Annotated in this window: 17 protein-coding genes; 8 read left to right on the forward strand and 9 right to left on the reverse strand. The window is 56.6% G+C overall.

Features of this window, described 5'->3' with window-relative positions; all coding sequences use genetic code 11:
• Nucleotides 1-139: 139 nt before the first annotated feature.
• Nucleotides 140-487, forward strand: coding sequence for a YacC family pilotin-like protein (locus BBA90_RS16670; RefSeq protein WP_039382635.1), 348 nt, complete (start codon nt 140-142; stop codon nt 485-487).
• A gap of 25 nt (nt 488-512) precedes the next feature.
• Here BBA90_RS16670 and yacL read toward each other — a convergent pair whose 3' ends face one another.
• The 6 genes from yacL to pdhR form a co-directional block, all read right to left on the reverse strand.
• Nucleotides 513-875: a protein YacL gene (gene yacL / locus BBA90_RS16675; protein WP_065650115.1), complete on the reverse strand. Its 363-nt coding sequence runs from the start codon at nt 873-875 to the stop codon at nt 513-515.
• Nucleotides 876-1,041: 166 nt separating this feature from the next.
• Nucleotides 1,042-3,639, reverse strand: coding sequence for a bifunctional aconitate hydratase 2/2-methylisocitrate dehydratase (gene acnB / locus BBA90_RS16680; RefSeq protein ID WP_075050755.1), 2,598 nt, complete (start codon nt 3,637-3,639; stop codon nt 1,042-1,044).
• A 336-nt stretch (nt 3,640-3,975) separates the two neighbouring features.
• Nucleotides 3,976-5,400, reverse strand: coding sequence for a dihydrolipoyl dehydrogenase (gene lpdA, locus BBA90_RS16685; RefSeq protein ID WP_039385712.1), 1,425 nt, complete (start codon nt 5,398-5,400; stop codon nt 3,976-3,978).
• A gap of 174 nt (nt 5,401-5,574) precedes the next feature.
• Nucleotides 5,575-7,473, reverse strand: a complete 1,899-nt coding sequence (gene aceF, locus BBA90_RS16690) for a pyruvate dehydrogenase complex dihydrolipoyllysine-residue acetyltransferase (protein ID WP_065650117.1) — start codon at nt 7,471-7,473, stop codon at nt 5,575-5,577.
• Between the two features lie 13 nt (nt 7,474-7,486).
• Nucleotides 7,487-10,162 carry a pyruvate dehydrogenase (acetyl-transferring), homodimeric type gene (gene aceE / locus BBA90_RS16695; protein WP_065650118.1) on the reverse strand — a complete coding sequence of 892 codons (2,676 nt, stop codon included), beginning with the start codon at nt 10,160-10,162 and terminating at the stop codon, nt 7,487-7,489.
• A gap of 126 nt (nt 10,163-10,288) precedes the next feature.
• Entirely contained in the window at nt 10,289-11,053 is a 765-nt protein-coding gene (gene pdhR / locus BBA90_RS16700) for a pyruvate dehydrogenase complex transcriptional repressor PdhR (RefSeq protein WP_039382625.1), read from the reverse strand.
• Between the two features lie 523 nt (nt 11,054-11,576).
• Here pdhR and aroP point away from each other — a divergent pair.
• The 3 genes from aroP (at nt 11,577) to BBA90_RS16715 (ending at nt 15,449) form a co-directional block, all read left to right on the forward strand.
• Nucleotides 11,577-12,932, forward strand: coding sequence for an aromatic amino acid transporter AroP (gene aroP / locus BBA90_RS16705; RefSeq protein WP_065650119.1), 1,356 nt, complete (start codon nt 11,577-11,579; stop codon nt 12,930-12,932).
• 160 nt (nt 12,933-13,092) lie between these two features.
• On the forward strand, nt 13,093-14,499 hold the full coding sequence (locus BBA90_RS16710; protein ID WP_065650120.1) for a glycoside-pentoside-hexuronide (GPH):cation symporter: 1,407 nt from the start codon (nt 13,093-13,095) through the stop codon (nt 14,497-14,499).
• A complete protein-coding gene (locus BBA90_RS16715; RefSeq protein ID WP_065650121.1) occupies nt 14,496-15,449 on the forward strand; it encodes a glycoside hydrolase family 43 protein in 954 nt (317 codons plus the stop codon). The genes BBA90_RS16710 and BBA90_RS16715 overlap by 4 nt, the downstream gene beginning before the upstream one ends.
• Here BBA90_RS16715 and ampE read toward each other — a convergent pair.
• Together ampE and ampD are read right to left on the reverse strand one after the other, a co-directional pair.
• Entirely contained in the window at nt 15,431-16,276 is an 846-nt protein-coding gene (gene ampE / locus BBA90_RS16720) for a beta-lactamase regulator AmpE (RefSeq protein ID WP_065650122.1), read from the reverse strand. The genes BBA90_RS16715 and ampE overlap by 19 nt on opposite strands.
• Before the next feature lie 16 nt (nt 16,277-16,292).
• On the reverse strand, nt 16,293-16,844 hold the full coding sequence (ampD, locus tag BBA90_RS16725; protein ID WP_065650123.1) for a 1,6-anhydro-N-acetylmuramyl-L-alanine amidase AmpD: 552 nt from the start codon (nt 16,842-16,844) through the stop codon (nt 16,293-16,295).
• A gap of 306 nt (nt 16,845-17,150) precedes the next feature.
• Between ampD and ppdD the strand changes: the two genes are divergently transcribed.
• The 3 genes from ppdD to hofC are packed head-to-tail and all read left to right on the forward strand — an operon-like array spanning nt 17,151 to nt 20,173.
• Nucleotides 17,151-17,600 carry a prepilin peptidase-dependent pilin gene (gene ppdD, locus BBA90_RS16730; RefSeq protein WP_065650124.1) on the forward strand — a complete coding sequence of 150 codons (450 nt, stop codon included), beginning with the start codon at nt 17,151-17,153 and terminating at the stop codon, nt 17,598-17,600.
• Nucleotides 17,593-18,981 carry a type II secretion system protein GspE gene (gspE, locus tag BBA90_RS16735; RefSeq protein WP_065650125.1) on the forward strand — a complete coding sequence of 463 codons (1,389 nt, stop codon included), beginning with the start codon at nt 17,593-17,595 and terminating at the stop codon, nt 18,979-18,981. Before ppdD ends, gspE begins: the two co-directional genes overlap by 8 nt.
• Nucleotides 18,974-20,173 (forward strand): protein transport protein HofC, encoded by a 1,200-nt coding sequence (gene hofC / locus BBA90_RS16740; RefSeq protein WP_065650126.1) that lies wholly within the window; start codon nt 18,974-18,976, stop codon nt 20,171-20,173. Before gspE ends, hofC begins: the two co-directional genes overlap by 8 nt.
• Nucleotides 20,174-20,202: 29 nt before the next feature.
• Here the strand turns inward: hofC and BBA90_RS16745 are convergent, their stop codons facing one another.
• Nucleotides 20,203-21,243 carry a GMP reductase gene (locus tag BBA90_RS16745; RefSeq protein WP_065650127.1) on the reverse strand — a complete coding sequence of 347 codons (1,041 nt, stop codon included), beginning with the start codon at nt 21,241-21,243 and terminating at the stop codon, nt 20,203-20,205.
• A 218-nt stretch (nt 21,244-21,461) separates the two neighbouring features.
• On the opposite strand from BBA90_RS16745, the gene coaE reads away from it, so the two are divergent.
• Nucleotides 21,462-22,070, forward strand: a complete 609-nt coding sequence (gene coaE / locus BBA90_RS16750) for a dephospho-CoA kinase (RefSeq protein ID WP_039382604.1) — start codon at nt 21,462-21,464, stop codon at nt 22,068-22,070.
• Nucleotides 22,071-22,073: the final 3 nt, after the last annotated feature.

Here is a 22,073-nt window from a genome sequence, read left to right on the forward strand (position 1 = left end):
CCAGCCTAAACCCTGCCCCTGCAGGAGGGTCAAGCGCCGGGCAGCAAAATGTTAACCCGCCATCTGCGGGGGTAAAAGAAGCGGAATCCGGACGGTAACTGTGCTAACGTCAATGGATTGTCCTTTGCTGAGAACCATTATGACAAAAAGCATTAAGATCCTGCTGCTGGCGGGACTCTTTGGCTTCTCCACCAGCAGTTTTGCACTGAGCGAGTCTGAAGCGGAAGATCTGGCTGATCTGACGGCGGTCTTTGTCTATCTGAAGAACGACTGCGGCTATCAGGCACTGCCTGATGCACAAATCCGCAAAGCGCTGGTATTTTTTGCCCAGCAGAACCGCTGGGATTTAAGCAACTACAGCAGCTATAACATGAAAGCGCTGGGTGAAGAGAGCTACAAAGATCTGAGTGGCATTGCAATCAACAATGATAAAAAGTGCAAATCGCTGGCGCGTGATTCACTGAGCCTGCTGGCCTACGTCAAGTAACGGGGCGTCATGCGGGCTGTGCGGGTTATCTGCCCGCTATAAACTGCCGGTAAGCGGCGATGACCGCCAGAAAGTCCTCCACGCCGCAGAACGAGAGACTCTCTTCATCGTAGTAGGCCATGCCCTCTTCCAGTCCCTCATCCTCCAGCGCCAGCTGATTAGCGCGGATCATCACCTCTTCCTCGTCCAGCCACAGCGTGTACTCATGTCCGATGCGCTGCCACTGCTGATGGGTGCCTTTTACCGCGCGCGCGGCAGCTTCCACCTCATCCAGCAGGCCGGGGTTATCCCTGACTTCCTCATTAAACCAGTGGCCTACCGCTTCGTGATCCATCGACATGCGTACTCTGACCTGGCCGGTGAGATCGCGTAAAAATTCATACTCCATCGTGTTACCTCATACCAGTCGCGCGCCGGGCAGCACATTGATTGCATTCTGAACGCAGCGCACGTAATAAAGTGGGATCGCGCTCGCATTATGCCGGGAGTGCAGCAGGGAAAAAAGGCATAAAAAAAGGGGATGATTTGCATCATCCCCTGGTCTGTCCGTCGCGTTATACGGCGGTCTGGAAAATCACGCTGTCCGCTTTCTCAGTATATTGACCCAACTGGTCAAAGTTGAGGTAGCGATAGGTGTCATCGGCCGTTTTATCCACCTGTACCATAAACTGCTGATACTCGTCCGGCGTTGGCAGTTTGCCAAGCAGCGAAGCGACGGCAGCCAGCTCGGCTGATGCCAGGAAAACGTTGGCGCCGTTACCCAGACGGTTCGGGAAGTTACGGGTCGACGTGGAAACCACCGTCGCGCCGTCCTGCACGCGTGCCTGGTTACCCATGCAGAGCGAACAGCCCGGGATCTCAATACGCGCACCGCTTTTGCCAAAGACGCTGTAGTAGCCCTCTTCCGTCAGCTGAGCCGCATCCATCTTGGTTGGCGGAGCCACCCACAGACGCGTCGGCAGCTGGCCCTTATGCGCGTCCAGCAGCTTACCGGCCGCACGGAAGTGACCGATATTGGTCATGCAGGAGCCGATAAACACTTCGTCAATCTTCTCGCCCTGCACGTCAGAGAGCCAGCGCGCATCATCCGGATCGTTTGGTGCGCACAGAATCGGCTCTTTGATATCCGCCAGATCGATCTCGATCACCGCAGCGTATTCCGCGTCTGCATCGCCTTCCAGCAGTTGCGGATCGGCCAGCCATTTCTGCATGCCCTCAACGCGACGCTCCAGCGTACGGCGATCGCCGTAACCTTCCGAGATCATCCACTTCAGCAGAACGATGTTGGAGTTCAGGTACTCGATAATCGGCGCTTTATCCAGCTTGATCGTACAACCGGCAGCAGAACGTTCAGCAGAGGCATCAGACAGCTCAAACGCCTGCTCAACTTTCAGATCCGGCAGACCTTCAATTTCCAGAATACGGCCGGAGAAGATGTTTTTCTTGCCCTTCTTCTCTACCGTCAGCAGACCCTGCTTAATTGCGTACAGCGGGATAGCGTGCACCAGATCGCGCAGCGTGATGCCCGGCTGCATGGCGCCCTTAAAGCGCACCAGTACGGATTCCGGCATATCCAGCGGCATGACGCCGGTCGCAGCAGCAAACGCCACCAGACCGGACCCTGCCGGGAAGGAGATGCCAATCGGGAAGCGGGTGTGTGAATCACCGCCGGTGCCGACGGTATCCGGCAGCAGCATACGGTTCAGCCAGCTGTGGATGATACCATCTCCCGGACGCAGTGAGACGCCACCGCGGTTCATGATGAAGTCCGGCAGCGTATGGTGCGTGGTCACATCGACCGGCTTTGGATAAGCCGCCGTGTGGCAGAAAGATTGCATCACCAGATCGGCGGAGAAGCCGAGGCACGCCAGATCTTTCAGCTCGTCGCGCGTCATCGGACCGGTGGTATCCTGTGAGCCCACAGAGGTCATCTTCGGCTCGCAGTAAGCGCCCGGACGAATACCCTCGACGCCACAGGCACGGCCCACCATCTTCTGCGCCAGCGAATAGCCGCGCGTGCTGGAGGCGATATCTTTCGCCTGCACAAAGACGTCGCTTGCCGGCAGGCCAAGTGACTCGCGTGCTTTTGTCGTCAGACCACGACCGATAATCAGCGGAATACGGCCGCCGGCGCGGACTTCATCCAGCAGCACGTCAGTCTTCAGTTCAAAGGTCGCCAGCAGTTCACCGGTTTCGTGATTGCGTACTTCGCCTTTATACGGGTAAACGTCAATCACATCGCCCATGTTGAGGCGTTCAACATCCAGTTCGATCGGCAGCGCGCCGGCATCTTCCATGGTGTTGAAGAAAATCGGGGCGATTTTACCGCCGAGGCAGAGACCGCCGCCCTTTTTATTCGGCACGTACGGAATATCTTCACCCATAAACCACAGCACCGAGTTGGTGGCGGATTTACGCGAGGAGCCGGTTCCGACAACGTCGCCGACATAAGTCAGCGGGAAACCTTTTTGCTGCAGCGCCTGAATCTGTTTGATCGGGCCGATATTGCCCGCTTCATCTGGCTCAATGCCATCACGCGGGTTTTTCAGCATTGCCAGCGCATGCAGTGGAATATCCGGGCGTGACCACGCATCCGGCGCCGGAGAGAGGTCGTCGGTGTTGGTTTCGCCGGTCACTTTAAACACGGTGGTGGTGATTTTTTCAGCCAGTTTAGGACGCTTCAGGAACCACTCGGCATCAGCCCAGGATTGCAGAATTTTTTTTGCGTGGGCATTACCCGCTTTGGCTTTCTCTTCCACATCGTAGAAGTTGTCGAACATCAGCAGCGTATGGGACAGCGCTTCAGCGGCAATCGGTGCCAGCGCCTCATCGTCGAGCGCTTCAATCAGCGCGTGGATGTTATAGCCACCCTGCATGGTGCCCAGCAGTTCAACAGCTTTCTCGCGCGTAACCAGAGGAGAGTGGGCTTCGCCCGTTGCGACAGCAGCCAGGAAACCGGCTTTAACATAGGCGGCTTCATCAACGCCTGGCGGGACGCGGTTAACCAGCAGGTCAACCAGAAATTCTTCTTCACCCGCAGGCGGGCTTTTCAGCAGTTCAACCAGCGCGGCCATCTGGGAAGCATCTAACGGCTTAGGTACGATTCCCTGGGCAGCACGCTCGGCAACGTGCTTACGGTATTCTTCTAGCACGACGTTCTCCTCGCTCTCATTGTATAGCTTTCCGGTACACCTTGATGCTGTTAAACAGTAGGGTGAGGTGCCCGGTTCTGCGTCGGCCAGCATAGCAGGATTTCGCCTGATTGTTAATCTGTTTACAAAAAAGCAACATCCAGCCGGTTTCCGGCATAATGCTCCGGATAAACCCGGTCGGACGGAAACAAAACCGGCAGGCGCGCAGTGAGTTGTTTTCGGATCATAACTTTTAGCGTGGCAGAGAATGACCTCGCTAACGTCTGGTTATGCTTACGGCGGCAACAGCAAAAAAAAAACGGCTCCCGCAGGAGCCGTTATTAGCAGAAGCGAAACTTACTTCTTCTTCGCTTTCGCGTTTGGCAGATCGGTGATGCTGCCTTCAAAGATTTCAGCCGCAAGGCCGACTGACTCATGCAGCGTCGGGTGCGCATGGATGGTCAGCGCGATATCTTCGGCATCACAACCCATCTCGATCGCCAGACCGATTTCACCCAGCAGCTCGCCGCCGTTGGTGCCGACTACAGCACCACCGATAACGCGATGCGTCTCTTTGTCAAAAATCAGCTTGGTCATACCGTCAGCGCAGTCGGAAGCGATAGCACGGCCAGAGGCCGCCCACGGGAAGGTAGAGACTTCGTAGCTGATGCCCTTCTCTTTGGCTTCTTTCTCGGTCAGACCTACCCACGCAACTTCCGGCTCGGTATAGGCGATTGATGGGATCACTTTCGGATCGAAGTAGTGCTTCAGACCAGAGATGACCTCAGCGGCAACGTGGCCTTCATGCACGCCTTTGTGCGCCAGCATAGGCTGACCCACGATATCACCGATAGCGTAGATGTGCGGCACGTTGGTGCGCATCTGCTTATCCACACGGATAAAGCCGCGCTCATCCACTTCCACGCCCGCTTTACCGGCGTCGAGGCCTTTACCGTTTGGTACACGGCCAATGGCAACCAGTACCGCGTCATAGCGCTGCGCCTCGGCAGGCGCTTTTTTGCCTTCCATCGATACGTAGATACCGTCATCTTTCGCGTCAACCGCGGTGACTTTGGTTTCCAGCATCAGATTGAATTTCTTGCTGATACGCTTGGTAAAGACTTTAACCACATCTTTATCCGCTGCCGGGATCACCTGGTCAAACATCTCAACCACGTCAATCTCTGAACCCAGCGCGTGGTAAACGGTCGCCATCTCCAGACCGATGATGCCGCCGCCCATGACCAGCAGACGCTTCGGCACTTCGCGCAGCTCCAGCGCTGACGTAGAGTCCCAGACGCGCGGATCGTGATGCGGGATAAACGGCAGCTCGATAGGACGTGAGCCTGCGGCGATGATCGCGTTATCGAAGTTAATGGTGGTTGCGCCACCCTCACCTTCAACCACCAGGGTGTTAGCGCCGGTGAATTTACCCAGACCGTTAACAACTTTGACCTTACGGCCTTTGGCCATACCAGCCAGGCCACCGGTCAGCTGGTTGATCACCTTCTCTTTCCAGGTGCGGATCTTGTTAATGTCTGTCTGTGGCTGACCAAACACGATGCCGTGCTCTTCCAGCGCTTTCGCTTCTTCAATCACTTTCGCGACGTGCAGCAGCGCTTTTGACGGGATACAGCCTACGTTCAGACAAACACCGCCGAGGGTGTTGTAGCGCTCAACCAGAACGGTCTCCAGACCTAAGTCAGCGCAACGGAAGGCTGCAGAGTAACCTGCAGGACCTGCCCCAAGTACCACGACTTGAGTTTTAATCTCTGTACTCATCATGACCTCTTGTTAGATTGCCGGCGGTCAGAGCGACCCTTTCCCAGGCTCATGCTACCCTGTCGCCACCGGGACATTTCACCGCGAGAGTTTACAGAATTGTTAATAAACTGCCAACCGCGGTAACAACTGAATGCTTACAACAAGGCCGGCATTTGCCGGCCTTGATTAACTTCACATCACCAGACGGCGAATATCAGACAGCATATTGTTGATGATGGTGATGAAACGCGCACCATCAGCACCGTCGATCACGCGGTGGTCAAACGAGAGCGAGATCGGCATCATCAGACGCGGTGCGAACTCTTTACCGTTCCATACCGGCTCCATGGCCGACTTGGAGACGCCAAGGATCGCCACTTCCGGCGCATTGACGATAGGCGCGAAGTGCGTCGTGCCCAGGCCGCCAAGGCTGGAGATGGTGAAACAGCCGCCCTGCATATCGCTGGCGGTCAGCTTGCCATCACGCGCTTTCTTCGAGGTTGCCATCAGCTCACGCGAGAGTTCAGTGATGCCTTTCTTATTCACATCCTTGAACACCGGAACCACCAGACCATTTGGCGTATCTACCGCCACGCCGATGTTGATGTATTTCTTCAGCGTCAGTTTCTGACCATCTTCAGACAGCGAGCTGTTGAAACGTGGCATCTGCTCCAGCGCCGCCGCGACCGCTTTCATGATGAACACCACCGGGGTGAACTTCACATCCAGCTTACGCTTCTCGGCTTCGGCGTTCTGCTGCTTGCGGAACGCTTCCAGATCGGTGATATCGGTTTTATCAAAGTGCGTAACGTGCGGGATCATGACCCAGTTACGGCTCAGGTTAGCACCAGAGATTTTCTGGATACGGCCCAGCTCCACTTCTTCCACTTCACCAAACTTGCTGAAGTCCACTTTCGGCCACGGCAGCATGCCTGGCAGACCGCCGCCTGCAGCAGCTGCTGGCGCAGCCTCAGCGCGTTTCACCGCCTCTTTCACGTAAGTCTGCACATCCTCTTTCAGGATGCGACCCTTACGGCCGGTGCCTTTTACCTTCGCCAGATTCACGCCAAACTCGCGCGCCAGACGACGGATCACCGGCGTAGCGTGCACGTAAGCGTCATTCTCAGCGAAGTCATTTTTCGCTTCTGCTTTGGCTGGCGCAGGTGCTGCAGCCGGTTTAGCCTCTGCTTTCGCCGGCGCGGAGGCCGCTTCCGATTTGGCTGCCGGTGCCGGCGATGGCGCGCCGCCTTCCACTTCAAAGATCATGATCAGTGAGCCGGTACTGACTTTGTCGCCCGTGGCTACTTTCAGCTCTTTCACCGTACCGGCAAACGGTGCCGGTACTTCCATAGAGGCTTTATCGCCTTCAACCACAATCAGCGACTGTTCAGCGGTGACTTTGTCACCCGCTTTCACCAGTACCTCGGTCACTTCAACTTCGTCACCGCCGATATCCGGTACGTTTACCTCTTTCGCGCCTGCCGCTGCAGCCGGGGCGGAGGTCGCCTCTTCTTTCATCTGTGGTTTCGCGTCGGCCGCCGGCGCATCGCCTTCTGCGTCAAAGATCATAATCAGTGAACCGGTGTTCACTTTATCGCCGGTAGCGATTTTGATCTCTTTCACTACACCCGCAAACGGCGCAGGCACTTCCATTGAGGCTTTGTCACCTTCAACGGTGATCAGCGACTGCTCTGCTTCAACCTTGTCGCCCACTTTAACCAGGATTTCTGTGACTTCGACTTCATCACCACCGATATCCGGTACGTTAACCTCTTTGCTGGCGGTTGCCGTTGCAGCAGCAGGAGCCGGCGCGGCTTCTGCTTTTTTCTCTTCGGCAGCCGGTGCAGCTTCTGCCGCACCTTCAGCGTCAAACACCATAATCAGCGAGCCGGTATTCACTTTGTCACCGACGGCGATTTTGATCTCTTTAACCACGCCCGCCTGCGGTGAAGGCACTTCCATTGAAGCTTTATCGCCTTCCACAGAGATCAGCGACTGCTCAGCGTCAACGCTGTCGCCCACCTTCACCAGAATTTCGGTGACTTCAACTTCGTCCGACCCGATATCCGGTACGTTAATTTCGATAGCCATTACTCTTTACCTCTTAAGCCAGACGCGGGTTAACTTTATCAGCGTCGATATCGAATTTAGCGATAGCGTCCGCTACCACCTGCTTCTCGATTTCGCCGCGTTTAGCCAGCTCACCCAGCGCAGCCACAACCACATATGATGCATCCACTTCGAAGTGATGACGCAGATTTTCACGGCTGTCAGAACGACCAAAGCCATCGGTACCCAGCACGCGGTAGTCGCTGGCCGGCACATAGCTGCGAACCTGTTCTGCGAACAGCTTCATGTAGTCAGTTGACGCAACGGCCGGCGCATCATTCATCACCTGAGCGATGTAAGGCACGCGTGGCGTTTCTGTCGGATGCAGCATGTTCCAGCGCTCGCAATCCTGACCGTCTCGCGCCAGCTCGGTGAACGAGGTTACGCTATAGACATCAGAGCCGATACCGTACTCTTTCGCCAGAATCTGTGCCGCTTCGCGCACGTGACGCAGGATAGAACCTGAGCCCAGCAGCTGCACTTTACCTTTCTTGCCTTCTACTTCTTCCAGCTTGTAGATACCCTTGCGGATACCCTCTTCCGCACCCTGCGGCATCGCCGGCATGTGGTAGTTTTCGTTCAGCGTGGTGATGTAGTAGTAGATGTTTTCCTGCGCTTCACCATACATACGCACCAGACCATCCTGCATGATCACGGCCACTTCATACGCGTATGACGGATCGTAGGAGATGCAGTTAGGGATGGTCAGCGACTGAATATGGCTGTGGCCATCTTCATGCTGCAGGCCTTCGCCGTTCAGCGTCGTACGGCCTGAAGTCCCCCCGACCAGGAAGCCACGCGCCTGCTGATCGCCCGCCAGCCACATCAGATCGCCAATGCGCTGGAAGCCAAACATCGAGTAGTAGATGTAGAACGGGATCATCGGCAGGTTGTTGGTGCTGTAAGAGGTCGCCGCCGCCAGCCAGGATGAACCTGCGCCCAGCTCGTTGATCCCTTCCTGCAGAATCTGGCCTTTCTCATCTTCTTTATAGTAAGCAACCTGCTCACGGTCCTGCGGCGTATACTGCTGGCCGTTCGGGCTGTAGATACCGATCTGACGGAACAGGCCTTCCATACCAAAAGTACGGGCTTCATCCGCGAGGATCGGCACCAGACGATCTTTGATCGACTTGTTCTTCAGCATCACGTTCAGCGCGCGCACGAAAGCGATCGTGGTAGAGATCTCTTTGCTCTGCTCTTCCAGCAGAGGTTTGAACTCTTCCAGCGTCGGCATTTCCAGCTTCTCAGTGAACTCTGCCTGACGGGTCGGCAGATAGCCACCCAGCTTCTCACGCTGGCCGTGCAGGTAGTTGTACTCTTCTGAGCCTTTCTCGAAGGTGACGTAAGGCAGCTCTTCGATTTTTTCATCAGCCACTGGCACATTGAAGCGATCGCGGATGTAGCGTACGCCATCCATGTTCATCTTCTTGACCTGATGGGCAATGTTCTTGCCTTCCGCCGTATCACCCATACCGTAACCTTTAATGGTATGAGCCAGAATCAGCGTTGGCTGGCCTTTGGTCTCCTGCGCTTTTTTCAGAGCAGCGTAGATTTTCTTCGGATCGTGGCCGCCACGGTTCAGCGCGAAAATTTCGTCGTCAGACCACTCTTTTACCAGCTCAGCAGTCTCCGGATATTTGCCGAAGAAGTGCTCACGCACATAGGCACCGTCGCGTGATTTAAAGGTCTGGTAGTCACCGTCAACGGTTTCATTCATCAGCTGAATCAGTTTGCCGCTGGTATCTTTCTTCAGCAGCTCATCCCAGCGTCCGCCCCAGATCACTTTGATCACGTTCCAGCCAGCACCGGCAAAGATGCCTTCCAGCTCGTTGATGATCTTACCGTTACCGGTGACCGGGCCATCCAGACGCTGCAGGTTGCAGTTGATGATGAACACCAGGTTATCCAGCTTCTCGCGGGTCGCGATAGTAATGGCACCTTTAGATTCCGGCTCATCCATCTCACCATCACCGAGGAAGGCGTATACCGTCTGACCAGACGTATCTTTCAGGCCGCGATGCTCAAGGTATTTCAGGAACTTCGCCTGATAGATAGCGTTCAGCGGGCCCAGGCCCATTGAAACGGTCGGGAACTGCCAGAAGTCCGGCATCAGCTTCGGATGCGGATAAGATGACAGGCCGTTGCCGTGCACTTCCTGACGGAAGTTGTTCATCTGCTCTTCAGTCAGGCGCCCTTCAAGGAACGCACGCGAGTAGATGCCTGGAGAAATATGACCCTGGAAGTAGACCAGATCGCCGCCATCTTTTTCGCTGCGTGCACGGAAGAAGTGGTTAAAGCACACTTCATAGATTGTGGCAGAACTCTGGAAAGAAGAGAGGTGTCCCCCCAGCTCCAGATCTTTTTTCGACGCACGCAGAACTGAAACAATGGCGTTCCAGCGAATTGCGGAACGGATACGACGTTCGAGAGAGGTGTTACCCGGATAGTCCGGCTCATCTTCTGTCGCAATGGTGTTGATATAGTTACTGATCGCTGCAGCAGCACCGCCGCCGCCAGCTACTTTCACACCACCTTTGCGGGCTGCGCTCAGAACCTGATCAATCAGATACTGCGCACGCTCAACACCTTCTTCACGGATGACCGATTCGATCGCCTGTAGCCAGTCACGAGTTTCGATCGGATCCACGTCATTCTGTAAACGTTCTGACATGGGGGGTATTCCTTATCTGTGTCTAATACGTTGAATTATCAGGAGCCTGTCTGCTTGTGTTGTGTTTCAGGTTCACAGCACAAGAAGACAGGCCCGTCGTTTATGTCGCACGTTCGTTGCCGTACGTTATTCCTTGCGTTGCTGTAAACGACGCAGGGAGCGTTCACGACGGCTCTGCTCCCGACTTCTGTCCAGCAAGATTTCCTCTATGAACGCCAGATGACGATGCGAGGCTTCACGGGCCTGTTCCGGCTCGCGTGCCACAATCGCCGCAAAAATACTGGCGCGATGCTCGCTCACTTTCGCCAGCATTTCGCGGCGAGCGTAAAGCAATTCGAAATTCTGACGTACGTTTTGTTCCAGCATCGGGCTCATGGAGCGCAGCAGGTGCAGCAGCACCACATTATGCGCCGCTTCCGTGACCGCAATCTGATACTTCATGACGGCATCCGCCTCAGCGTCGAGATCGCCGCTCTCCTGCGCCTGCTGAATCTGAAGATGGCAGTCGCGAATACGCTGCAGATCTTCATCGGTGCCGCGCAGTGCTGCGTAGTAGGCCGCCACACCTTCCAGCGCATGACGGGTTTCCAGCAGATCAAACTGAGATTCCGGATGCTGGGCCAGTAGCCCGACCAGGGGGTCGCTTAAGCTCTGCCAGAGATTCTGCTGCACAAATGTGCCGCCACCCTGGCGACGCAGCAGTAAACCTTTGGCTTCCAGACTCTGAATCGCTTCGCGCAGCGATGGACGTGAGACATCAAACTGTTTGGCCAGTTCGCGCTCGGGGAGCAGTTTCTCACCCGGCTGAAGGGTCCCTTCCATAATCAGGGATTCCAGCTGCTGCTCTATCGCATCGGAGAGCTTGGGCTGGCGAATTTTACTATAAGCCATCTTCCCTTCTTATAAGCCAAACGTCTGGAGTAAATTGGTAATACCAATTGAAAAATGGTGCCCGTAAAGTAACAAAGTATTCACCTTGTGTCTATATGGCCACTCTCTTACTTCCAGTCCGTTGCAGGCCTGAACCCAGGCAGCACGCCTTAAGCCGCCGTAGTAACAGGAAAAAGAAACAACTGCGCGAAGTTGTTAACAGATTTCACTTTTACCAAACCTTACACTGCAAAAGCGGTTGCTGCTCTTATACGCCATAAGCGAAAGCTATTCGTGTTTAAGCATTATTCATGACAGAAATATCGCAAGGGAAACCACAGAGTAAATCGCTGCTTTTTCCATCACTCCTTAGCACAAAAAGCAAAAGCAGGTGCAAAGTCGCGCGCTTATCACTATTCTGGTCGCCTGAATAGCGTCTCGCTACAGAGAGCCAGTCTGAAGTCGTAAAGAAAAGATTACACGCAGTATCACAGCCTTAAGTGCGGGCACTGCAGGCGCACAATAACAATACAAAGAGGTTTGTATGGAACAACAGCATGGCGAAGCGCTGCACCGCGGCCTGAAGAATCGCCATATCCAGCTGATCGCGCTGGGCGGTGCCGTCGGCACCGGCCTGTTTCTGGGAAGCGCATCGGTTATTAAATCTGCCGGCCCGGCAGTGATCCTGGGGTATGCCATTGCCGGATTTATCGCCTTTTTAATTATGCGCCAGCTGGGTGAAATGGTGGTTGAAGAGCCGGTTGCCGGCAGCTTTAGCCATTTTGCCTATAAATACTGGGGCAATTTTGCCGGCTTCGCCTCAGGCTGGAACTACTGGGTGCTCTATGTGCTGGTTGCGATGGCAGAACTCAGCGCCGTCGGTAAATATATTCAGTTCTGGTATCCGGAGTTTCCGGCCTGGGCCAGCGCCGCTATTTTCTTTGTTGTCATCAATGCCATTAACCTGACCAACGTCAAAGTGTTTGGTGAGATGGAGTTCTGGTTCGCGATCATTAAAGTCGTGGCCGTTATCGGCATGATCCTGTTTGGCGGCTGGCTGCTGTTCAGCGGCAACGCCGGTCCGCAGGCATCTGTCAGTAACCTGTGGGATCAGGGTGGCTTTCTGCCGCACGGCATGACCGGTCTGGTGATGATGATGGCGATTATCATGTTCTCCTTTGGTGGCCTTGAACTGGTGGGTATTACCGCTGCAGAAGCGGATAACCCGGAAGAGAGCATTCCTAAAGCCACTAATCAGGTGCTGTGGCGCATTCTGATTTTCTATATTGGCTCACTGGCGGTACTGCTGTCGCTGCTGCCCTGGACCCGCGTCACGGCAGATACCAGTCCGTTTGTCCTGATTTTCCATGAGCTGGGTGATGCGCTGGTCGCTAACGCCCTGAACGTCGTGATCCTGACTGCGGCGCTCTCGGTCTACAACAGCTGTGTTTACTGTAACAGCCGTATGCTGTTTGGCCTGGCCCAGCAGGGTAATGCGCCAAAAGCGCTGCTGAAGGTTGATCGCCGCGGCGTACCGGTTGCCACTATTATGGTTTCGGCGGTTGCTACCGCACTGTGTGTGTTGATCAACTATCTGATGCCGGGAGAAGCCTTTGGTATTCTGATGTCACTGGTGGTGTCGGCTCTGGTCATCAACTGGGCAATGATTAGCCTGGCGCATATGAAATTCCGCCGTAAGAAAGATCAGCAGGGTGTCACCACGCGCTTCCGGGCGGTGCTCTATCCGGCCGGTAACTGGCTCTGTCTGCTGTTTATGGCCGCCGTGCTGGTGATCATGGCGATGACACCCGGAATGGCGATTTCAGTCTGGCTGATTCCGGTCTGGCTGGTTATTCTGGCGGTGGGTTACGCCGTTAAAAACAGAACGCAGAAAGCCTGATAGTCCCGCGTGCCCGGTTTATCTGACCGGGCACCTCTGCCGATCGCCTTCACACTTTTTCCCCTGCACCCGTTTTGTCCATCTACGCGACTCATTGTTGATCATCCCTGCCTGCCATTTCCGCTGATACTTTTCGCTCCACTTGTCGCAGGAGACGACGATGAAAAGTGCTGCACTCTCATTCAGAGAAAAACTGGGATATGGCATGGGCGATGCCGGCTGTAACATGATTGGTGGCGCAATCATGCTGTTTCTTAACTACTTCTACACCGATGTTTTTGGCCTGGCACCGGCGCTGGTCGGCGTGCTGCTGCTTTCAGTACGCGTACTGGATGCGGTGACAGACCCCATTATGGGCGCGTTAGCGGACCGGACTCAGAGCCGCTGGGGCCGCTTCCGCCCCTGGCTGCTCTGGGTCTCGGTGCCGTATGTGCTGTTCAGCGTACTGATGTTTACTACGCCAGACTGGAGCTATGAAAACAAAGTTATCTGGGCCTTTGTGACCTATTTCCTGATGTCGCTGACCTATACGGCTATCAATATTCCCTACTGTTCGCTGGGCGGTGTCATCACCAGCGATCCGGGCGAACGCGTGTCCTGTCAGTCTTATCGCTTCGTGATGGTGGGGGTTGCCACGCTGATCCTCTCACTCTCACTGCTGCCTATGGCAGAGTGGTTTGGCGGTGACAACAAAGCGCGCGGTTATCAGCTGGCGATGAGCGTGCTGGCGCTGATTGGCCTGGCGATGTTTCTGTTCTGTTTTGCTAATGTCCGTGAACGTATCCGGCCTGCGGTGCCGACACATGACGATCTGAAGAAAGACCTGCGCGATATATGGAAAAACGATCAGTGGGTACGCATTCTGCTGCTGACCTTCTGCAACGTCTGTCCCGGCTTTATCCGCATGGCGGCCACCATGTATTACGTGACCTGGGTAATGGGCCAGTCGACGCATTTTGCCACGCTATTTATCAGCCTGGGCGTAATTGGCATGATGGCTGGCAGCACGCTGGCTAAATATCTCACCGATCGCTGGTGTAAGCTGAAAGTCTTTTTCTGGACCAATATCGCGCTGGCGCTCTTTTCCTGTGGATTTTACTGGATCGATCCACACGCCACCATCACGGTAGTGGTGGCCTATTTCCTGCTGAATATTCTGCATCAGATCCCCTCGCCGCTGCACTGGTCGCTCATGGCCGATGTGGATGACTATGGCGAGTGGAAAACCGGCAAGCGTATTACCGGCATGAGCTTTTCCGGCAACCTCTTTTTTCTCAAGGTCGGGCTGGCGGTTGCCGGTGCCATGGTCGGCTTTCTGCTGTCGGTTTACGGCTATGACGCCGGCGCAAAACAGCAGTCCGCCACCGCCGTCAACGGCATTATGCTGCTCTTCACCGTGATACCCGGTATCGGCTATCTGATCACTGCCGGCGTGGTGCGCCTGATGAAAGTGGATCGCAAGCTGATGCGTACTATTCAGGATGACCTGGCGCTGCGCCGCGCTAACTTTCGCGATTTGTCTGCCCCATCCCCGGCCGCAACCACTCAACCCGGAGAAGTCAAATGACCTGGCCTAACCCTTTTATTACACAGCGCGCCGACCCCTTTATTCTGCGGCACGGCGCTGGCTACTACTTTATCGCCTCAGTACCGGAATATGATCGGCTGGAGCTGCGTCACGCCACCACGCTCGCAGGACTGCGTGAGGCGCCCGCCGTTACCGTCTGGCGCAAGCCGGACCAGGGTGAATACAGTGAGCTGATCTGGGCACCTGAGCTGCACCACATTAATGGTCAGTGGGTCATCTACTTTGCGGCGGCGCCGAGCCGTGAGATTAAAGAGGGGCTGTTTCAGCATCGTATGTATGCGCTGGTCTGCGATGACGCCGATCCGCTGACCGGCTACTGGCAGCCCTGTCGCCGGATTGAAACGCAATTCGATAGCTTTGCGCTGGATGCCACGCACTTTGTCCATCAGGGTAAAAACTGGTACCTCTGGGCACAAAAAGATCCCGCGATTCCCGGTAATTCCAATCTTTATCTGGCTGAGCTGCTGAATCCCTGGACGCTGAAAGGTACGCCGGTGATGCTGAGCCGGCCTGAATATGAGTGGGAGTGTGCCGGATTCAGCGTTAATGAAGGACCGGCGGCGATCCGTCACGGTAACCGGCTGTTTGTGACCTACTCCGCCAGCGCGACCGATGAAAACTACTGTCTGGGTATGCTGAGTATCGATGTGCAGGCCGATCCGCGCGATCGCATCGCCTGGCAGAAGTCAGCACGGCCGGTGTTTACCACCAGCTGGGAGAATCAGCAGTATGGTCCGGGACACAACAGTTTTACGACGGATGAAGCGGGACGCGACGTGCTGGTTTATCACGCCCGCAACTACACGGAAATCGAGGGCGATCCGCTGTGGGATCCCAATCGCCATACGCGCCTGAAATATTTCAGCTGGCGCGAGGATGGCACGCCCGATTTCGGCGTGCCGCCGGCGGATCACACCAGCGTGCCGTAGATAGTCAGGAGCGCGACCACCACCACCAGCACCAGCGAGGTGCGTTTTGCCAGCGCCACCGCCACGCGAGGGGTGGCGACCTTATCCGTGTGCGGATCGCGCGCCAGCGAGAATTGCGCCAGGCTGGTCAGCACCTGATACTGAGAACGACGGAGATCGCTCAGAGAGGCAAACCACGCGGGCAGCGCGCGCTCGCCGTGCCCCAGCAGCGCATAAGCCACGCCCGCCAGCCGCACCGGGATCCAGTCCAGCACGTGCAGCAGCGCATCAACGCCTGAGGCAGCGCGCGCCTGGTCTGATGCGTGTCGTGCCAGCCAGCTCTGCCAGGCGCGCAGAAAAGCGTACCCCACCAGCAGCACCGGTCCCCCGACCACAAACCAGAACAGCGGAGCAAGATAGAAACGGAAGTTGATCCAGATAAGTGCGTTCTGCAGCTCGCGCAGGAACTCGCGCTCGCTGCAGTTTGCCGGCACGCCATGGATCAGCGTCAGCTCTGCGGCCATCGCCTGATGCGCGGCCTCATCATCACGGCTGGCAGCCTGCAGGTAGTTATGGTAGTGCTGTCGCGCAGAACCGGCGCCGATACAGAGCAGCCCGGTCACAATCCAGAACAGCAGCTGCAGCAGCCCGAACAGCAGGCCGTGCAGGCTCCAGACCACCAGCCACACCAGCAGCATCGCCACTGCGGTCATAAGAAGCGTGCGCAGCAGCGAAAAGTGCTGCCGGCCACGAAACAGCGGCGTCAGCCGGTGATCCAGCTGCCAGTGCTCGCCCATTTTAAACAGGCGTTCCCATCCCAGAACAAGTAACAAACTAAACAACGTCATAATGGCTCCTGCGGTGTCAGGCATTCTCCTGAGTAATACCCTGTTTATAGCGCGACCAGTCAAACGCCGGGCCCGGATCGGTTTTACGCCCGGGTGCGATATCGCTATGTCCGGTAATGCGATCGGCGCTCAGTGGATAGTGCTGCTGCAGCAGCGCGGTGACCTGCTGCAGCATGGCGTACTGGGCGTCGGTGTAGGGCAGCGTGTCGGTGCCTTCCAGCTCGATGCCAATAGAAAAGTCGTTGCAGTTCTCCCGCCCGCTGAACACAGACACGCCCGCATGCCAGGCACGCTCATTCAGTGAGACATACTGTACCAGCTCACCGTCGCGCCGGATCAGACAGTGTGCTGCCACGCGCAGCTGCGCGATATCAGCAAAATAGGGATGTGCATCGGCAGGCAGCGAGCCGGTAAACAGACGATCGATCCACGGTCCGCCAAACTCCCCCGGCGGCAAACTGATATTATGGATCACCAGCAGCGACGGTACCTCATGGTCGGGACGTGCATTAAAATGTGGCGAGGGCACCTTACGGGCGCTGCTGATCCAGCCCTGTTCCAGTTTCATCTCTGTAATCCTTAGCAAAATCAGGCCGAGAATATCACGATTCAGAGCAGGGGTTAGCGTCTTCGTGCGATAGCGCGCCTTATCCTCCCCCCGCCCTTTGCCGTTGCTCCTGCAAAATAAGCCAGCGTGATAGCGCATCAGATGGCCCTCTGCTGCCCGGGTGTGTGAGCCCGCCCGGCAACAGAGCTGCCGCTTGCTGCAACAGATAAAAATGGCTGCGCACCACTCCCCGGTTATCAGGCAATACGCTTTCGTCATCCGTTTGTGCTGCTTATCGTAGCGCCTCAGCGAAAACGGAGCCCTGCTATGGAAAAACAACGCGGTTTTACCCTGATTGAACTGATGATCGTCATCGGCATCGTCGCTATCCTCAGCGCGATTGGCCTGCCTGCTTACCAGAATTACCTGCAGCGTGCAGCACTGACTGACATGCTGCAAACCATGTTGCCGTATAAAACGGCGGTTGAACTTTGCGCTATTGAGCGCGGTAGCCCGGCGCAGTGTCAGGCGGGTGAACACGGCATTCCGGCTGCGAAAGGCTCGCGCTATGTCGCCTCGCTCGCCGTTACCAATGGTGTCATTGCGCTTACCGGGCAGGAGAGCCTGAACGGGCTGAGCGTGGAGATGCAGCCGGTCTGGGATGTGGCTGAAGGCATGCTGCACTGGCAGCGCAGCTGTACCAGCACCAGGAGCGCCCTGCGTGATAACTGCCTGAATCAGTTCCGCTTTGCGGACAAGGACGGGACTAATGGCTGAGCATGATCCGGCACTGCTGGCGCTGTGCGCCCGCTACCAGGCGCGGCTGCTGCAGCACGATGACACCCGACTGCGTGTGGCCGTTACCGACTCTCCCCACCCGCAGCTGCTGGAGGCGCTGCAGTTCGCCTGCCAGTGTCAGGTAGAGATCGAGTGCTGGCCTGCTGCCCGCATGGAACAGACGTTGCACCAGCCGGTATCAGATGCCCGGCTGCCTGAGCAGCGCAGCGCCGCTTCAGCAACCGAAGCGGTAAACCAGATTCTGCATCAGGCCATACAGCGACGCGCCTCCGATGTGCATATTGAGCCTCAGCCGCAGGGATTACGTATCCGGCTGCGCATTGACGGTGTGTTACATAACCTGCCGCGCTTACCAGAGGTGCAGCCTGCTGCCGTGCTGGCGCGGCTGAAAGTGCTCGCCGGGCTGGATATTGCGGAGCGCCGTCTGCCACAGGATGGGCAGTTTACCCACGAGATAAACGGCAGCGGCGCGGCCTTTCGCCTCGCCACGCTGCCGGTCAGTCACGGTGAAAAAGCCGTTGTGCGTTTACTGCAGAGTGAAGGCAGTGCGATTGCGCTGGATAAGCTTGGTATGCCGCTGGCTCAGCTGCGCCTGCTGAAACAGGCGCTGGCTAAGCCGCAGGGGTTGATCCTGGTGACCGGCCCGACCGGCAGCGGCAAAACCTTCACGCTCTACAGCAGCCTCAGCGCACTGAACGTGCCGGAAAAAAATATCTGCAGCGTGGAAGACCCGATAGAGATCCCGCTGACCGGCATCAACCAGACTCAGGTGCGTCCCCGCAGCGGCCTCGACTTTAATCGCGTACTGCGTGCCCTGCTGCGCCAGGATCCGGATGTGATCATGGTCGGTGAAATCCGCGACAGTGAAACGGCCAGCATTGCGGTTAAAGCCGCCCAGACCGGGCATCTGGTTCTCTCCACGCTGCATACTAACTCTACCGCTGAAACGCTGACGCGCCTCAGACAGATGGATATTCCCGGTTATCTGCTGGGGCCGGCGCTGCAGCTGGTGATAGCACAGCGCCTGGTCCGCCGGCTATGCCTGCACTGCCGCCAGCCAGCGCAGGCTGTCGCTCATCTCCCGCCCGCACTCTGGCCCGGCACTCTGCAGACCTGGCGCGCCCCAGGCTGCGACCACTGTTTCTCCGGCTACTATGGTCGCCTCGCGCTGTTTGAAATTTTGCCGGTTAACAGCAGGCTGCAGAATGCCATCTCTTCAGAGATGCCGCTGGAGCATGTCCTGATGCTCGCCGGCGAACAGGGAATGAAAACGCTGCTGAGCGCGGGTCTGGAAGCGGTAAGCCGGGGAGACACATCATTTGAAGAGATGCAGCGCGTGGTAGGTCTGGACAATGGCTAAACGTTATCACTTCAGCTGGCAGGCGCTGGACACCATGGGCGAGCTGCAGACAGGGGAGTCGCTGCTGCGCGATCGGGCTGCCCTGCTGCATCAGCTCGCCGATCGCGGCATGCTGATTGTTAGCTGGCAACGCGGCCGCTGCTGGCGCAGACGCGACTGGAAATGGCAGCAAAAAATTGAGCTGATGCATCAGCTGGCTACGCTGCTAAAAGCGGGATTACCCCTGGCTGAAAGTCTGATGCTGCTGGCGCAGGGGCACCCGCATGCCGGATGGCGCGTGGTGCTTACAGGCCTGCAGCAGCAGGTGCTGGCCGGAGAGGCGTTTTCGCAGGCTCTGCGTACGTGGCCTGACCTTTTCCCGCCCCTGTTTTCCGCACTGATGCAGGTAGGCGAGGCCACCGGACAGCTCGACAGCTGCTGTCTGCGGCTGGCGCAGCAGCAGGCAAAGCAGCGTCAGCTGCGCCAGAAAGTCGGCAAAGCCCTGCGCTATCCGATCTTTATTCTGCTGGTGGCGCTGGCGGTCAGTGCCGGCATGCTGTTATTTGTACTGCCGGAGTTTATTGCCGTCTATGCCAGCTTTGATGCACCACTGCCCGCCTTTACCGCAGGCGTTGTGGCGCTGTCAGAGGGCATGCAGCAGACCGCACTGCCGTTGTTACTGGTTGCTGCCGGCTGTGCGATTGCAGCACGGCAGATTGCACGGCGCTCCGATCGCTGGCAGCGACGCTTACAGCATTTTATCCTGCGCCTGCCGCTGATCGCCCCGCTCTGGCGTGGTGCGCAGCTCAGCCAGATTTATGCCATTTTACAGCTGACGCAGCAGGCAGGACTTACGCTGCTGCACAGTCTGCAGACAGTAGAAATGACGCTGACGGCGCGGGTGTGGCGCGAAGCGATTGTAGCGCTACAGGCGCATATCGCTGCCGGTGCGCCGCTGCACCAGGCGCTGCAGCAGCATACGCTGTTTACACCGCTCTGTGCCCAGCTGACAGGCGCCGGTGAAGAGGCTGGCGCGCTTGATATCATGCTGGCCCGGCTGGCAGAGTGGCATGAAACGGAAACCTCAAACCGGGCAGAGGCGCTGGCTGCTGCGCTTGAACCGGCGATGATGCTGGTGATCGGGGCGATCGTTGGCACGCTGGTGATCGCCATGTATCTGCCGGTGTTTGGTCTGGGAGAGGTCATACGCTAGCGGGCGCCTGCTGCGCCCGCACGGAGGGTTTATCGTGTGTACACGCGGTTCTCCTGCTCTGCCACACGGATAAACGTTGTACGCTTGGTCAGCTCTTTCAGACGTTCAGCGCCAACGTAGGTACAGGCTGAACGCAGGCCTCCCAGAATGTCTTTGATGGTCTCTGCCACCGGTCCGCGCAGCGGCAGGCGTACGGTTTTGCCTTCTGCTGCCCGGTATTGCGCTACGCCACCCACGTGGCGCTTCATCGCCGATTCAGAACTCATGCCGTAAAACAGCATAAACTGCTCGCCCTGCTCCTCCACAATCGTGCCTTCACACTCATCATGCGCCGCCAGCATACCGCCCAGCATGACAAAGTCAGCCCCGCCGCCAAACGCTTTGGCAATATCACCCGGTACGGAACAGCCGCCGTCACTGACAATCTGTCCGCCCAGACCGTGCGCGGCATCGGCGCACTCAATCACCGCTGACAGCTGCGGATAACCTACGCCGGTTTTCACGCGGGTCGTGCAGACCGATCCCGGGCCGATACCCACTTTAACAATATCCGCACCTGACAGAATCAGCTCTTCTACCATCTCTCCCGTCACGACGTTACCGGCACAGATGGTTTTATCCGGAAAGCGTTCACGCGCGCGCTGCAGAAATGCCACAAAGTGCTCTGAATAACCGTTCGCCACGTCGATGCAGATAAACTTCAGCTGCGGCGACAGGGCGAGAATCGCATTCAGTTTAGTGAAATCCGCTTCTGAGGTTCCGGTTGAAACCATGACGTAATTCAGCACGGACGCGGGCACGCGCTGGATAAACGCCTGCCATGCATCAATACTATAGTGTTTATGAACCGCAGTAAGTACTTCAAAGCCGGCCAGCGCTTCTGCCATGGTGAACGTGCCAACGGTATCCATGTTTGCTGCGATAACCGGTACTCCATGCCACTCCAGAGCAGAGTGTTTAAAGGTGAAGGTGCGTGCCAGTTCAACATCAGAACGGCTTTTGAGCGTCGAGCGTTTCGGGCGGATTAACACATCTTTAAAGCCCAGTTTGATATCTTCTTCAATACGCATAGCAGAGGGTCCTGGTTAGTGAAAACGAACCGCAGTTCGGGTAGCGCTCACGGCTCCAGTGTCGTTATCATACGCGCCATAACGGCGGTGGCAAGGGTGCGAATTTCACTTTACTTACGCTACAATCCTGTAAATCTGACCGATCGCTAAGAATGTGATCCTTTTCTCATTTTTGAGAGACTGCCGCCCTCTGATGCGCTGAATACCGGGAGAAAAATATGCTGTTTACCGTTGCGCTAACCGGAGGCATTGGTAGTGGTAAAAGCACTGTTGCTAACGCTTTTGCCGCTCTGGGCGTAGAGATCATTGATGCTGATGTGATCGCCCGCGAGGTAGTAGAGCCGGGTACACCAGCATTACAGGCGATTGTAAAACGCCATGGCGAATCCATTCTGACGGCAGAAGGCACGCTTTATCGCGCGCGGCTGCGGGAGATTATTTTTCAGCAGCCGCAGGAAAAAAACTGGCTTAATCAGCTGCTGCACCCGCTGATTAATGCCCGCACCCAGCAGCTCAGGGCACAGGCGTCATCCTCTTATGTGCTGTGGGTGGTCCCCCTGCTGATTGAAAACAATCTGCAACGACAGGCCGATCGCGTGCTGGTGGTCGATGTTGATGAGGCTGTTCAGCTGCAGCGTACGCGTCAGCGCGACGGCGTGTCGCTGAGCCAGGCACAACGTATTCTTGCCGCGCAGGTGAGCCGCGAACAGCGCCTCGCCTGCGCCGATGATATTATTGATAATAGCGGCACACCTGAACAGGTGCTGCCGCGGGTTGCTGAACTTCACCAGCGTTATTTGCGCCTGGCTGCAACCGGACGGGATTGAGAT

It is taken from the genome of Pantoea eucrina (assembly GCF_001691555.1).
Classification (GTDB): domain Bacteria; phylum Pseudomonadota; class Gammaproteobacteria; order Enterobacterales; family Enterobacteriaceae; genus Pantoea; species Pantoea borealis.

Coding starts and splice junctions, on each gene's coding strand:
- BBA90_RS16670 (WP_039382635.1), top strand. CDS start 140: ATGACAAAAAGCATTAAGATCCTGCTGCTGGCGGGACTCTTTGGCTTC.
- pdhR (WP_039382625.1), bottom strand. CDS start 11,053: ATGGCTTATAGTAAAATTCGCCAGCCCAAGCTCTCCGATGCGATAGAG.
- lpdA (WP_039385712.1), bottom strand. CDS start 5,400: ATGAGTACAGAGATTAAAACTCAAGTCGTGGTACTTGGGGCAGGTCCT.
- BBA90_RS16710 (WP_065650120.1), top strand. CDS start 13,093: ATGAAAAGTGCTGCACTCTCATTCAGAGAAAAACTGGGATATGGCATG.
- ampE (WP_065650122.1), bottom strand. CDS start 16,276: ATGACGTTGTTTAGTTTGTTACTTGTTCTGGGATGGGAACGCCTGTTT.
- ampD (WP_065650123.1), bottom strand. CDS start 16,844: ATGAAACTGGAACAGGGCTGGATCAGCAGCGCCCGTAAGGTGCCCTCG.
- coaE (WP_039382604.1), top strand. CDS start 21,462: ATGCTGTTTACCGTTGCGCTAACCGGAGGCATTGGTAGTGGTAAAAGC.
- ppdD (WP_065650124.1), top strand. CDS start 17,151: ATGGAAAAACAACGCGGTTTTACCCTGATTGAACTGATGATCGTCATC.
- BBA90_RS16715 (WP_065650121.1), top strand. CDS start 14,496: ATGACCTGGCCTAACCCTTTTATTACACAGCGCGCCGACCCCTTTATT.
- aceE (WP_065650118.1), bottom strand. CDS start 10,162: ATGTCAGAACGTTTACAGAATGACGTGGATCCGATCGAAACTCGTGAC.
- hofC (WP_065650126.1), top strand. CDS start 18,974: ATGGCTAAACGTTATCACTTCAGCTGGCAGGCGCTGGACACCATGGGC.
- aceF (WP_065650117.1), bottom strand. CDS start 7,473: ATGGCTATCGAAATTAACGTACCGGATATCGGGTCGGACGAAGTTGAA.
- BBA90_RS16745 (WP_065650127.1), bottom strand. CDS start 21,243: ATGCGTATTGAAGAAGATATCAAACTGGGCTTTAAAGATGTGTTAATC.
- aroP (WP_065650119.1), top strand. CDS start 11,577: ATGGAACAACAGCATGGCGAAGCGCTGCACCGCGGCCTGAAGAATCGC.
- gspE (WP_065650125.1), top strand. CDS start 17,593: ATGGCTGAGCATGATCCGGCACTGCTGGCGCTGTGCGCCCGCTACCAG.
- yacL (WP_065650115.1), bottom strand. CDS start 875: ATGGAGTATGAATTTTTACGCGATCTCACCGGCCAGGTCAGAGTACGC.